The 12,679-nt window shown below is 31.1% G+C and carries 15 protein-coding genes; 10 read left to right on the forward strand and 5 right to left on the reverse strand.

The window, feature by feature from the left end; translation table 11 throughout:
• Positions 1 to 393: 393 nt before the first annotated feature.
• The 5 genes from VW161_RS00650 to hpt all read right to left on the reverse strand — a co-directional run bounded on the left by VW161_RS00650 (position 394) and on the right by hpt (position 3,974).
• The gene (locus VW161_RS00650; RefSeq protein ID WP_304087722.1) at positions 394 to 825 is read right to left on the reverse strand and encodes an NUDIX hydrolase; all 432 of its coding nucleotides are present in this window, start codon (positions 823 to 825) and stop codon (positions 394 to 396) included.
• 140 nt (positions 826 to 965) lie between these two features.
• Positions 966 to 1,238, reverse strand: coding sequence for a DNA-directed RNA polymerase subunit L (locus VW161_RS00655; RefSeq protein WP_298534189.1), 273 nt, complete (start codon positions 1,236 to 1,238; stop codon positions 966 to 968).
• Between the two features lie 57 nt (positions 1,239 to 1,295).
• A complete protein-coding gene (locus VW161_RS00660; protein ID WP_304087719.1) occupies positions 1,296 to 1,862 on the reverse strand; it encodes an exosome complex RNA-binding protein Csl4 in 567 nt (188 codons plus the stop codon).
• A 400-nt stretch (positions 1,863 to 2,262) separates the two neighbouring features.
• Positions 2,263 to 3,270: a diphthamide biosynthesis enzyme Dph2 gene (gene dph2, locus VW161_RS00665; RefSeq protein WP_304087717.1), complete on the reverse strand. Its 1,008-nt coding sequence runs from the start codon at positions 3,268 to 3,270 to the stop codon at positions 2,263 to 2,265.
• A 137-nt stretch (positions 3,271 to 3,407) separates the two neighbouring features.
• Positions 3,408 to 3,974, reverse strand: coding sequence for a hypoxanthine/guanine phosphoribosyltransferase (gene hpt / locus VW161_RS00670; RefSeq protein ID WP_304102755.1), 567 nt, complete (start codon positions 3,972 to 3,974; stop codon positions 3,408 to 3,410).
• Positions 3,975 to 4,249: 275 nt separating this feature from the next.
• On the opposite strand from hpt, the gene VW161_RS00675 reads away from it, so the two are divergent.
• The 10 genes from VW161_RS00675 to VW161_RS00720 all read left to right on the forward strand — a co-directional run bounded on the left by VW161_RS00675 (position 4,250) and on the right by VW161_RS00720 (position 12,532).
• Positions 4,250 to 5,590 (forward strand): signal recognition particle protein Srp54, encoded by a 1,341-nt coding sequence (locus VW161_RS00675; protein ID WP_304087714.1) that lies wholly within the window; start codon positions 4,250 to 4,252, stop codon positions 5,588 to 5,590.
• Positions 5,591 to 5,654: 64 nt separating this feature from the next.
• The gene (locus VW161_RS00680; RefSeq protein ID WP_304087712.1) at positions 5,655 to 6,899 is read left to right on the forward strand and encodes a tRNA pseudouridine(54/55) synthase Pus10; all 1,245 of its coding nucleotides are present in this window, start codon (positions 5,655 to 5,657) and stop codon (positions 6,897 to 6,899) included.
• Between the two features lie 418 nt (positions 6,900 to 7,317).
• A complete protein-coding gene (locus tag VW161_RS00685; RefSeq protein ID WP_304102752.1) occupies positions 7,318 to 7,608 on the forward strand; it encodes a 50S ribosomal protein L21e in 291 nt (96 codons plus the stop codon).
• A 5-nt stretch (positions 7,609 to 7,613) separates the two neighbouring features.
• Positions 7,614 to 7,964, forward strand: a complete 351-nt coding sequence (locus VW161_RS00690; RefSeq protein WP_304087709.1) for an RNA polymerase Rpb4 family protein — start codon at positions 7,614 to 7,616, stop codon at positions 7,962 to 7,964.
• A 429-nt stretch (positions 7,965 to 8,393) separates the two neighbouring features.
• Positions 8,394 to 9,131 carry a DUF655 domain-containing protein gene (locus tag VW161_RS00695; RefSeq protein ID WP_304087707.1) on the forward strand — a complete coding sequence of 246 codons (738 nt, stop codon included), beginning with the start codon at positions 8,394 to 8,396 and terminating at the stop codon, positions 9,129 to 9,131.
• 132 nt (positions 9,132 to 9,263) lie between these two features.
• Positions 9,264 to 10,133, forward strand: a complete 870-nt coding sequence (rsmA, locus tag VW161_RS00700) for a 16S rRNA (adenine(1518)-N(6)/adenine(1519)-N(6))-dimethyltransferase RsmA (protein WP_304102749.1) — start codon at positions 9,264 to 9,266, stop codon at positions 10,131 to 10,133.
• Between the two features lie 55 nt (positions 10,134 to 10,188).
• Complete coding sequence (locus tag VW161_RS00705; RefSeq protein ID WP_304087732.1) at positions 10,189 to 10,773, forward strand: HemK2/MTQ2 family protein methyltransferase; 585 nt, start codon at positions 10,189 to 10,191, stop codon at positions 10,771 to 10,773.
• A 28-nt stretch (positions 10,774 to 10,801) separates the two neighbouring features.
• Positions 10,802 to 11,416 (forward strand): DUF6434 domain-containing protein, encoded by a 615-nt coding sequence (locus tag VW161_RS00710; RefSeq protein WP_304087703.1) that lies wholly within the window; start codon positions 10,802 to 10,804, stop codon positions 11,414 to 11,416.
• A gap of 106 nt (positions 11,417 to 11,522) precedes the next feature.
• Positions 11,523 to 12,251, forward strand: a complete 729-nt coding sequence (locus VW161_RS00715; protein WP_325192634.1) for a 4Fe-4S double cluster binding domain-containing protein — start codon at positions 11,523 to 11,525, stop codon at positions 12,249 to 12,251.
• Positions 12,252 to 12,391: 140 nt separating this feature from the next.
• Positions 12,392 to 12,532 carry a hypothetical protein gene (locus tag VW161_RS00720; RefSeq protein ID WP_295608224.1) on the forward strand — a complete coding sequence of 47 codons (141 nt, stop codon included), beginning with the start codon at positions 12,392 to 12,394 and terminating at the stop codon, positions 12,530 to 12,532.
• The last annotated feature ends 147 nt before the right edge of the window (positions 12,533 to 12,679 follow it).

Genomic DNA, 12,679 nt, shown 5'->3' on the forward strand with positions numbered 1-12,679 from the left:
CTTTAAAAACAGAAATTAAAAAATTTTAAAATTAAATTTAAACACAATAGACATTGATTATAATCTCCAATAATTATAATCGAAACATTTACCTTTCCTATAATAATTCAACTTAATTAAAATTCTGAAATTTAAGTTTTATAAATTTCGTAAATGATTAAATACTTTATATATAACATACTTATAAATAAAGATTATTCAGTCATAGTATTTAAACTTAATTTAAAAATAGGGTAAAAAACGCCTAAAAATTAAGAAAAATTGTAAAAATTTAGTAAAAAATAATAATAAAAACAGATTGTTAGTAGATTGAAAAATACTAAAAAATTTACAATTTTTTTGAAAAAATTTATGCAAAAATCAGTTAGTTTTTTTTAAAAAAATGAGAAGAAATTAATTTTCTTCTAAATGTTTTTTTATATCAGTTAAGATTGATTCATGATCAAATGCAAGTTTTCTTTCTTTTAAAACATCAAATGAAAATACCCCAATATCCTTAGCATCATCATCCGCCTTTGCATCATCAAAATTGCCATGAGCCAAATAGATTATAGACACTGTATGTCTTCTTGGATCACGGTCTGGATCTGAATATACCTTGAATAATTCTACAGATTCAATATCAATGGAAGTTTCTTCCTTAGCTTCTCTAATAGCAGCATTTTCTGTTGTTTCACCATAATCAACAAATCCGCCAGGCAATGCCCAGGATCCTTCAAAAGGAGGATTTTTCCTTTGAATCAATATGAATTCATGATTTTCATTATAAATAAAAATGTCAACAGTCAATGATGGAATCTTATATTTAATGCTCTCACCCCGCATAAAAATAATAAATAAAATTATAATAAATCGAATTTAAAACAAAACCATAAAATAAAATTTAAAAAATGATAAGAAAATAATAAAAAAAGATAATTAAAACTAAAAAATAAAAAAAATAAGAAAGAAGAAAGAATTCAAAATTAGATTCCTTCAAGCAATTCTTTAAATTCGGCAGTTTCTTCTTTTAATCTTTGAGCTGCTCTTAAAAGAGAGTCTCTTGGTCTTTTTGTTCTTTTAGTTTTAATGGTCATGATAGGTTCACCGGTAAGAGGGTGATCAATACCATAAACCGCATATTCTACATCATTATCTTCCATGAGATATTTTCTTAAAACATTACAAAGAGAGTGGTTTTCTCCGTGAATAATCATTTCGAGTTCTAATTTGGTATCTTTTACAACTTCAATTTCCATGTTATCTTTTCCTTAAAAATTAAATAAACAACTACAAATCTGCATTCTTATTAAAAATTAATAATCATAATTTTTAGAAACTTTTCTTTTTTCCTTTCTATCACATACAGGGCAGTATACTTCAGATTCATTGCAAGGATCCATAAAGGTTCTGCATCTGGTACACATAGCCTTTACAACACCGGAAGTAATGTCTTCTGTGTTCAAATCAAGGTTATCTCCCATAATCTTAACTACTTTTGCTTCAATTAAATCTCCAATTCTAAAAGCGTCAGTAAGCTTATCGATGTAACCAGGGGTTACTTGGGAGATGTGAATCGCTGCCAAATAAGGAAGAGCCAATTCACGTCTGGTTCCCTTTTTAGAATAAATAGTTATTAAAGCTCTTTGGCCACGTACATCTTTTACCTCACCGTATACAATATCTCCAACTTTCAATAGGTTTGGACCACCAGATTTTGATATTACAGAGATTTCCTTTTCATCTTCATCAATCAATACATTTCCAGGAACACCAGATTTTACGCTTCCATCATCTTCGTATGCTCCTTGACCTGGTAAGAACTGTTCACTTACACTTAAAAAGTCACCAGGCATTACAAAATCTCCAGATTCCATTTTCATCTAAACACCTCATAACAGGCAATTTTGCCAAGTTCAACATTTTATAATTCTGTTTATAAAATTAGGACAATCCTCCAAACAACCCTATAACTCCGTTTATAGAACTAGGACAATTAATCCAAGAAATAAATTTCATAATTCCATTTATAAAATTTATTTTGATTTTTGAACAATATGAAATTAAATTTGAAAAATTTTCATTCATAAATCATTCATAAAATTATCAATTATTTATATGTAAGTTATTTATGTTTTTTAGTAATATATAAAAAATTCGGTTTTAAGAAATAGTTTTAAAATTATAGAACAATAAAAGGGAGTATGAAAACTAATCTAATTTTTAAAAAAAAATGAAAATTAAAAAATAAAAAAGAAAAAATAAAAAAGAATAAAACGCCAATTATTGATAATACCTATCTTCAAACAATATTTCATCCAATTGATACTTTTCCCATTCCCTTTTGTTTAAGACAATCTCTAACTCTTTAGGAGTTATAACTGGCTTTTTATACATTTGGGAATCATCAATAGCTATTCTAGGACAAGCGGTTACAACAAATCCTTCAAGTTCCATATATGGAAGCAATACATCAGGATTTACATGATCCATAAGGAGAATATAGGCCTCCATTCCCTCATCTTCAAGAAGTTTCTTAATTTCCTTAGCCAATTTCATCCTGTATTGGCCTTCCTTTGAGGAAACTATAATTCCCCATTTTGTAACTTCCCGTGCCTTCACGATTCTTGCAAATCTGATTCTCAAGATCCTGTCTGCATAGGCACTCATTTCACGAATGTCCCCACTATAAGGATCAATAGCTAAAACTGGAGCTTTTGTAAACAAATAGATTCCTAAGGGATGAAAATTACCGCTGCCAATGAATAGGTAAACATCTGCCCCTAAATTCTTTACAGAAGTGAAATTGCAACCTAAAACCTGCCCCTTTCTGGTGCTTCTTGAAGAGCCGATAACAACTTCCTTGCCATTATCCTCTAAGAAGTCTACAATCTCATCAAGCAAATGCAAGTGTTGTGCAGTTGTTGCAATAGCTATCTTGGAATAACCCTCCAATTGTTCCAATGCCTCTTCAAGATAATCCTTGATTTTAACATTGGCTTTAGCTTCTATAAACATTGTAGGAATGCTGTATCTAAGCGGAAGGGGAGTGTGTCCATAATGAACAATGAAATCAACTATTCCATTCATCTTTCTGTCTGAAACATCACAAGCTCCAAAGCAAGGATCTGCGGATACAATTACAGTAGCTTCAGTTTGCTTTTCTATTTCCCTTGCAAGAGCTACAGCTTGCATCTTAAGTCCTTCTGGAAACTGCAATCCCACATTCCTAACATTTAAAGAGTTGATTTTCTTTATAACCCTTTTAAGCTCCATATCGTATAATGCCATTTTATCAACTAAAATCAAAATAATTTAAAAAAATAAATATTAAAATCCATCAACCAGACTAATCTATAATTGGATTAGCCTTAAATATAGACTTTAAAAAATTTAAAAAAATAAAAAATTAAAAAAAAGAAGAGGGATTATAACAATGAATCGGCCACAACTTTTCCATCAACAACATCCAATTTTACAAGAGTCTTGATGTCTTCACCGGTAGCTTCTTCAACAACACCTTTACCTTCACCTTTTTCAACAACAACAACAGTGTCAACTAAGTTTACACCAATGCCTTTCAATTCATTGATGACAGCAGTGAGAGTTCCTCCTGTACTTACTACATCATCCACTAAAAGGACATTATCTCCCTCATTCAAGTCATTGATGTATAATTTGGAAGTTGCGTAACCAGTGGATTTGACTATTTCATGTTCACCAGGCAATCCGTATTGCCTTTTACGAATAACAATAAATGGAATGCCAGTCTCGAAAGATAATGCAGTTGCAATGTGAATACCCATTGCTTCAACACCGACAATCTTATCGATTTTAGACAAATCTAAAATTTCATCTATCACTTTAGCAATTTCCTTTAAAACTGCTGGGTCCATTGCAGGAATTCCATCACTGATACCGTGAACAAAGTAATCATATTCTCCTTTCTTAACAACTGGTGCTTCTCTTAATGATTCTACTAATTTTTCAAGCATTTTTAAACCCTCAACTACTATAAATATATCTTTTTAACATAATTTCAATTAAAAATTTTAAATTAATGATAAAAAATAAAAAACTTAAAATCAAATTTATGTATCTATATCAATAATTTTATAATAAAAGATAAATAAACTTTTATATAATATTAATTTATACATTAAAGTTAATAAGATAAACTATTATTTTGTTTTGGAGGACTGGAACAAAATAGTGATTTAAAAAAATATAATTATTTCAATCCATTATCAAAAAATATCGGAGAGATATTATGTCAATGTTAGGAAGTTTAGGAGAAAACCTTACAAACACCATGAAAAAATTGGCTGGAATGAGTGTTATTGACAAAAAGGTTGTAAAGGAAGTAGTCAAAGATATTCAAAGAGCTTTAATCCAATCAGACGTAAACATCCAGCTTGTATTAAAATTATCCAAAACAATCGAAGACCGTGCACTTAATGAAGAGCCACCAAAAGGAATTACCCCAAGGGAACATGTAATTACAATTATCTATGAAGAAATGGTTAATTTGCTCGGCAGTGAAGCTAAAGAGCTTGAAGTCAATAAAAAACCATTCAAAATATTGTTCTTAGGATTGCAAGGTAGTGGTAAAACTACCACCATCGGTAAATTATGCAAATACTTGCAAAGAAAAGGTTTCTCTCCAGCAGTCGTTTGTACAGACACATGGAGACCTGCAGCATATGAACAGTTAAAGCAACTTACTGAAGATATGCAAATCCAACTTTACGGTGACCCTAACAATAAGGATGCATTAGACCTTGCAGAAAAGGGTTTAAAACAGTTCAAGAATCAAAAGATCATTATTTTCGATACTGCAGGTAGGCATAAGAACGAAGAGGATTTAATTGAGGAAATGAACAAGTTGGATAAGATCATTGAACCTGATGAATCCATTCTCGTTATTGACGGTACTATAGGTCAACAGGCAGGAGAGCAAGCTAAAGCATTCTCACAAGCAACCGATATCGGTTCCATAATCATTTCAAAATTAGATGGTACTGCTAAAGGGGGAGGTGCTCTCTCTGCAGTAGCTGAAACCGGTGCACCAATCAAGTTCATTGGTACTGGTGAAAGAATCGATGAGTTTGAGGCATTCGACCCTGAGAGATTCATTTCAAGATTATTAGGTATGGGAGATATCAGAAGCCTTATCGAAAAGGCTGAAGAGGTTATTGATGAAGATGTCGCTACTAAAACCATGAACAATATGATTAGCGGAAAGTTCACACTTATGGACATGCAAAACCAGTTTGAGATGATGAACAGCATGGGTCCTATGCAACAGGTCATGAATATGATTCCAGGTTTAGGAGGCAAGATTCCTAAAGAGGCAAGTCAAATGACTGAAGACAAGATCAATGAGTTCAAGATAATCATGTCTTCAATGACTGAAGAGGAAATGCTCAACCCTAAAATAATCAAGACTTCCCGTATTACAAGAATCGCAAGAGGTTCTGGTGTAGACGAGAACAGCGTAAAGGAATTATTAAGATACTATAACAATACTAAAAAAGCCATGAAAGGTATTGGACGTAGAGGAATGGGCGGAGGAGCCATGAATAGACTCATGGGTCAATTCATGAAATAAATATTCCAAACCCCAAACTAAACTACTTTTATTTTTATATTCATTTTTTAAAAGAGAGATTTTAATGAATCAAGAAACATTGGATAAGGCACAGGAATTAATTGATTATACAGATGGAAAAATCTGCAATCATTGTCTCGGACGTAAATTTTCAGACTGTGTGGAAGGAAATGGCAATGAGGATAGAGGGATTAAAATTAGAGAATCCCTAAATTTGGAAGCTTACGATGGAGAATGTGAAATATGCCACAATATCTTCAATTATATTGAAAACGATGTTCTTGATTTAGTAAATGAAAAAATAGAACTCTTGAAAGTTGAATTTGACACATTTGTTGTTGGCTGTAAATTGCCTAAGGAAATAGTGGAAAAGGACCAGGAAATCAGCGATGAACTTGATTTTGATGTTGAAATAATCAAAAAGGAAGTCAATAGGGAAATCGGCAAATTGCTTGAAGCAAATCTCGAGCAGAATGTTGACTTTGATGGTGAAGATGTGTTGGTGATGGCTGATTTTAGAAGAATCCTAAAGGAAGATATGGAAAATCCAGTGAAAGTCCGACTTCAAATCAACCCTATTTTCATTGAAGGAAGATATAGAAAGCTTGTCAGAGGCATTCCTCAAACCAAATGGCCATGCACTAAATGTAAGGGAAGAGGCTGTGAAGAGTGCAATTTCACAGGAAAGCAATACCCTGAATCAGTGGAAGAGCTCTTATCCGAAACTGTCTTAAAGCACACAAATGGATACGAAGCCAAGTTCCACGGTGCTGGAAGAGAGGACATTGACGTTAGAATGCTAGGTACTGGCAGGCCGTTTGTACTTGAAATCAAGGAGCCAAAGGTTAGAAAAATAGACCTTGAAAAGATATCTGAAGAGGTTGCTGAAGTCGCTGAAGGGAAAACCGAATACTTGAATCTCAAGTTCTCCGAAAGGAAAAGAAAAGCGGAAATTAAAGTATCCTCACCAGACACCTATAAGGTTTATAGAGCATTGGTCAAATGCGAAGATGACATCAAGGAAGAGGACTTGGAAAAGCTACAATCACTTCATATGATTCAACAAAGAACTCCGATAAGAGTTTCCCATAGAAGGGCAGACAAGATTAGAGAAAAGGAAGTCAAAAACATTGAAGTTAAGTTCATTGATTCAAAAACCTTTGAAATGATCATTAAAACAGAAGGTGGATTGTATATCAAGGAGCTTATCTCAAGTGATGAGGGAAGGTCCAATCCTAGCGTGACTGAAGTTCTTGGCACACAGGCAATATGTGCAGAATTGGATGTGATCGAAGTTGGAATCAAATGATTCCAATTTTAAAATTAAAAACTATTTTTTAAAAATTTAAAAATAATTAAAAAAATCTTATAAAAACATAAACTTTATTAATATCTTAAAATATATAGTTTATTACTATCAAAAATAGAAGATTGGATTATTGCTGAAATCCAGTCACTAAAATTTTATGATATTTTATAATATTTTTGATATTTTTTTCTTTCAATATATAAAATTTAGATATGTCTTAATCAATTAAACCTACGGTTAGGGCTAAGTCTAAATAGAATTTATATATTGGCTTTTACATGAATAGCTAAACCGAAGGGCTTAAGCTATGGTATTCAACTTAAATATCGTACTGGGCTACTAGCTATTTAAAAAGATATAAAATGATGGGTTTTATATTTTTACCACAAAATTAATTAAATATTAAAGAGGTATAAAAATGCAAAGATCCAGAGGATTTAAAAGTAGAAGTAGAAAAAAATTGACCAAAAGAGTAAGACCTGGTCGTGCAAATCCAATTACCAGAAGAATTCAACAATTCGAAAATGGTGATATGGTACACATTATCATCGACCCAAGTATCCAAAAAGGCCAACCTCATTCCAGATTCCATGGAAAAACCGCTAAAGTAATGGACAAAAAAGGTAAAGCTTACATACTTGCATTAAAAGATGGTAATAAAGCAAAAGAATTAATCGTTACTCCAGAACACTTAAAATTACAAGAGTGAGTACAATGATTGGGAAAAAAACATTAGAAACAGAACCAATACCTGCAGCTAAAGTGAAAGAAATTCTTGAAGAGTTTTCAGAAAAACATGAACTTAGTTATGAACAAAATTTAACTTTAGCTCATGTAACTAATCTAAATAAACTTTCCCTTGAAGATACTGAAAAATTAATCGAAGAACTTGAAGCTTACGTCGACCACAAGCAAGCTGTTCGTATAGCAGACATTGTGCCAAGAGACATGGCGGACTTAAGATTAATTTTCGCAAAAGAAAGAAATGCTCCTTCAAACGATGAAATGAAGGAAATTCTTGAAATTTTAGAAAAATATGATATTGAAGAAGATTTATTCTTATAAATCTCTTTAAATCAAATTATTTTTCTATTTTTATTCTTCAATGCAGAGATTACTTTTTAACAATTTTTACTACTTTTAGCTATTTCTTATTTTTATTAGAAAATACAATTTCACTATTTTTTAAATATTTTTTAAATTTCTTAATTTTTTTAGATTTTACTAATTAATTTACTAATTAATTTACTAATTATTTTACTAATTTCATTTTTTTAAAATTCACATTAAACTTCACTTAATTTTGCTATTTTTAACAAAAAAGAATAAAATTATAAATATTAATAAGATTAAAATATACTAATATTATATTAAAAAATTAAATAATAATTTAAAAAAATAAATTATTACAAAAAATTAATCGTAAGGAATTAGCAAAATAAAAAGAAGATTTGCTAGAACTAATAAACATTAAAATTAAAATGAGGTGAAAATATGGATAATCCAAACATTGATAATCCGAATCCAAAAAAAGAGGAGTACGTAATTATCTTAGATTATCTTAAATTTGGGTATGTAAATCCAGAAAGACCAACTGCTCATGGCAAACCTATTGCACAAGCTATTGGAGTAGACAAATTCACATTAATCGAAGTTACCCCTAAAGAAGGTGTTGATTTAGATATTCATGACAAAGTCTATATAGGATCTGGAAAAAGAGATAAAGTGAACAGAGTAAAAGGATTATTAGACTTTGAAAACTTAACTGCAACCAGTAGAATCGAATTGGAATATGCAATTAAGGAAATCATTTTGGCTCATGAAGACATTTATGTAAAATTCTTCAATGAAATCGATTCACTTAACATTAAAATGCATAAATTGGAGCTAATCCCAGGTATTGGTAAAAAGCACACTCAAATGATTTTGGAAGAGCGTAAAAAAGAGCCTTTCAAAAGCTTTGAAGACTTGAAGGAAAGAGTCCCTCTACTTGGAGAACCTGTGGATATGCTTGCAAAAAGAGTCAGATTAGAACTTGATACAACTACCGTCAAAAGAGGTAAAAACAAGTATTACATCTTTACCCAAGTTCCTTCTAGACACCCTTCCAACAGAAAGAAAAAATTCAACAAAGGCAGAGGAAGAGGTAGAAACAATAGGAACAAAGGTAGAAAACCAAATAACAGAGGCAAAAAACCTCAAAACAAACCAAATTCCGAAAACAAGGAATAAAATTCCTGAGTGAAACTCTAAAAAGAGTTGAACTCATTTTTCTATTTTTTTAATTTTTTATTTTTTTAAAATGTAATCATCAATGATTTTCATATGATAAACTACTATTTTAATGGCTAAAAAGGTGATTAGTTGACTGAAAGAATATCCTTAGCTAAAGAGACTAAACAAATATTGCAGGAAAATGGGATTATCTTAAATAAGAATTTAGGTCAGAATTACCTTATAGATGACTTCAAAAGAAAGAAAATCATTGAATATGCAAAGCTTACAAAAGAGGATACTGTACTTGAAATTGGTCCAGGTATCGGAACCTTGACAATTGAACTTGCAAAGAAAGCAGGAAAAGTAATAGCTATAGAGCAAGACACCGCTATTTTTAACATATTAAAGAAACGTTTGGAAAAAGAGAAAATCGATAATGTGGAACTTATCAACGGCGATGCAGTTAAGGTAGATTTCCCAGAATTCAATAAAATCGTTTCAAACCTTCCTTATCAAATATCATCCTCTATAAGCTTTAAATTCCTGGAACATGAATTTGACCTTGCAATTCTAATGTATCAGAAAGAATTTGCAGATAGGATGAATGGAAAAGTGGGAACAAAGCAATATTCCAGACTTTCTGCCATGCTATACTTTAAAGCGAATGTCAAGTTCCTAACAAAAGTTTCACCGGAATCATTCATACCATCCCCTAAGGTAGACTCTTCTGTTGTGGAATTAAAGCGAAAAGAAAATAAAATAGCAGATGATGACTTTAAGGTCTATTCAAAAGTCGTTAAGGCATTATTCCAACATAGAAACAAAAAGGCACGGAATGCATTAATTGATTCAAGACATATAATTGGCTTTAAAGACAAAAAGCAATTGAAATCTATCTTAAACGATTTGGAAGATGAAAATCCAAGAATCAAGGAATTGTTATTAGAAAGAACAATTAATCTATCTCCAAAAAGCATTATGGAACTATCTATCTTATTAAAAGATCATATTGACTAAGGGCATGAATGAAAATTCAAAATGCTAAAAACCTAATTGAGGATTATTTATGAGAATGGGAAAATTTGAAATAGAAACTGATGATTTGGTTTACATCCCTTCAGATGACACTTTCCTTTTGGCTGAAAATCTTGAAATAAAAGAAGGGCAGAGCGTACTTGAAATTGGTACAGGATCAGGCCTTGTTTCAATGTATGCAAGCCTATTAACCGATGATGTTACAGCAACTGACATCAACTACAATGCCCTTGAACTTGCAGAGAAAAATTTCAAGCTCAACAATATCAACACCATAAAACTTGAGTTCGGTGATCTCTTTGAGCCTGTAAAAGATAAGAAATTTGATGTTATACTATTTAATACTCCATATCTCCCTACCGATTCAGATGACATTATCAATGACGATTTAAATTATGCATTTGACGGTGGATTAGATGGAAGGAAAGTCATTGACAGGTTCATTAATGAAGTCTCCAATCATTTAAATGATAAAGGAATTGTGCAGATAATTCAATCATCATTATCTGACAATAACAGGACATTGGATATGTTTGATAGGAATGGATTCGTTGCAGAAATAGCTGAAAGCGAGAAGTTCTTCTTTGAAGAGATTGTCTTGATAAACGCATATAAAATCTAAACATTAAAATCAAAATTCTAATGATAAAATGAATTCTGAAAACACCAATACAAGACCACAGTTAACAAAAGACCTAAAAAGTGAAGACTTTAAGGAATACTATTTTTTAAAAAAGGAATTAAAAGATTTTTGTAAAAAAGAGGGGTTAAAGGTTAGCGGAAGTAAAAATCAATTAGAAGAAAGGATTATTTACTATCTCGATACTGGGAAATCCTTAGATAATTCAAGATCTATCAAAAATAAAAATAATTATTCCAAATCTAATTCAAACAAAGCCACCACTTCTGAAGAAATCACATTGGATTCCATTTTAGGTGAAAACTTCAAATGCAGTGAAGATAAAAGAGAATTCTTTGAAAAAGAAATAGGAGAAGGATTCAAATTTAAGGTAAAGTTCCAAAAATGGTTAAAGACAAATCCGGATAATACATATCAGGATGCAATCAATGCTTATCATGAACTACAAAACTCAAATGAGAAAACCAAAATAGACAAGCAATTCCAATACAATCAATACATACGTGATTTTTTCGACGATAATGATGATAAAACATTAAATGATGCCATAAAATGTTGGAAATATAAAAAAAGCATTAAAGGACACAATAAATATGAAAAATCTGATTTAGATATATTAAACTAAACATAATTGTATATATTAAATTAATTAAGAAAATATTTAAAAATTTAAAAATCCTATTTAATCATATAATCTAGCAAAATTAATCAAAATTGGAGATGGATGATTTATGAATTTAGAGGAGAAAAATTCAAGAGAAATAGAAGACTTTCTTAAATCAAAAGGTGCAGAAGTAGTTGGTTTTGCTAGTTTAGAAGGTATAAGAAACGTTCCAAAGGAGTATCCAAACAGCATTTTAATAGGTATCCCAATAGAAAAGGAAGCATTGAAAACCATTTATACCGATGACCAGTCCACATATGTTGAAGCCATGAAAAGTTTGGCATTGAAACTGAATGACATAGTTCTTGAAGGTGAAGATTACATTAAGGAAAACATGAATTACAATGCATTGGCAATGTCACGTGAAAGGATTGCTAAGGATTTTGAGGGTTTGGCAAGCAAAATCCCTCATAAGACAACAGGTACAAGATCTGGACTTGGCTGGATAGGAAGATGTGCATTGCTCATCAGCCCAACTTATGGGGCAGCACTTAGATTATCCACAATTCTTACTGACATGCCTATAAAAGTAGGCACCCCAATAGATGATTCATTATGTGATGACTGTACAGATTGCCAAGACGTTTGTCCGGTTGATGCAATACATGAAGTTAAATGGGACTCCAGAAAAGAAAGGGAAGAGTACTTCGATGCAGAAAAATGCTTTGAATTCATAAAGAAGGAAATGCAAAGAACTCATGGAAAGAGCTTATGTGCAAAATGTGGTCTGGCTTGCCCTTACACTAAAGAATACTTAGGAATAGAAACCGACAGGGATTTAATTAAGGAAATATGATTTAAAATCTAATTAATTTTAATTTGCTTCTTTGAATAGGCGTTATAGGGGGTTTTGCTATTTTTAATGGAAGTCCATTAGATTTTTACAAAGAAGAACTGCCCAGATTCACGATTTTATCAAGAAACATTTTGAATTATTTGAAAGAGGGAAAAACACTTGAAGAAGCTTGCGCTAAGGCAGGTGTTGTTCAAAATGAGTTGAATATTTGGAAGCTTTGGGCAGATAAAGGTTTGCAGCCTTATGCAGATTTCTTTAGAGAAATTCAAAATTATAGATGATTTCAACAAGATATGAAAATAAATTGCAATTTGAAAAAATAATTAAAAATAAAGTTTAAAGAATATAATAAAAATATCAAAAGAATTTTAAAAAATAATTAAAAGTTTAAAGAATATAATAAGAATAAAAAAAGAATTAAAAAAAAT

It is taken from the genome of Methanobrevibacter ruminantium (assembly GCF_016294135.1).
Lineage (GTDB): Archaea > Methanobacteriota > Methanobacteria > Methanobacteriales > Methanobacteriaceae > Methanobrevibacter > Methanobrevibacter ruminantium_A.

What these genes read in the sequence shown, in the direction of transcription:
- VW161_RS00650 (WP_304087722.1), bottom strand. Translation starts at nt 825, where the DNA reads ATGCGGGGTGAGAGCATTAAATATAAGATTCCATCATTGACTGTTGAC.
- VW161_RS00655 (WP_298534189.1), bottom strand. Translation starts at nt 1,238, where the DNA reads ATGGAAATTGAAGTTGTAAAAGATACCAAATTAGAACTCGAAATGATT.
- VW161_RS00660 (WP_304087719.1), bottom strand. Translation starts at nt 1,862, where the DNA reads ATGAAAATGGAATCTGGAGATTTTGTAATGCCTGGTGACTTTTTAAGT.
- dph2 (WP_304087717.1), bottom strand. Translation starts at nt 3,270, where the DNA reads ATGGCATTATACGATATGGAGCTTAAAAGGGTTATAAAGAAAATCAAC.
- hpt (WP_304102755.1), bottom strand. Translation starts at nt 3,974, where the DNA reads ATGCTTGAAAAATTAGTAGAATCATTAAGAGAAGCACCAGTTGTTAAG.
- VW161_RS00675 (WP_304087714.1), top strand. Translation starts at nt 4,250, where the DNA reads ATGTCAATGTTAGGAAGTTTAGGAGAAAACCTTACAAACACCATGAAA.
- VW161_RS00680 (WP_304087712.1), top strand. Translation starts at nt 5,655, where the DNA reads ATGAATCAAGAAACATTGGATAAGGCACAGGAATTAATTGATTATACA.
- VW161_RS00685 (WP_304102752.1), top strand. Translation starts at nt 7,318, where the DNA reads ATGCAAAGATCCAGAGGATTTAAAAGTAGAAGTAGAAAAAAATTGACC.
- VW161_RS00690 (WP_304087709.1), top strand. Translation starts at nt 7,614, where the DNA reads ATGATTGGGAAAAAAACATTAGAAACAGAACCAATACCTGCAGCTAAA.
- VW161_RS00695 (WP_304087707.1), top strand. Translation starts at nt 8,394, where the DNA reads ATGGATAATCCAAACATTGATAATCCGAATCCAAAAAAAGAGGAGTAC.
- VW161_RS00705 (WP_304087732.1), top strand. Translation starts at nt 10,189, where the DNA reads ATGGGAAAATTTGAAATAGAAACTGATGATTTGGTTTACATCCCTTCA.
- VW161_RS00710 (WP_304087703.1), top strand. Translation starts at nt 10,802, where the DNA reads ATGAATTCTGAAAACACCAATACAAGACCACAGTTAACAAAAGACCTA.
- VW161_RS00715 (WP_325192634.1), top strand. Translation starts at nt 11,523, where the DNA reads ATGAATTTAGAGGAGAAAAATTCAAGAGAAATAGAAGACTTTCTTAAA.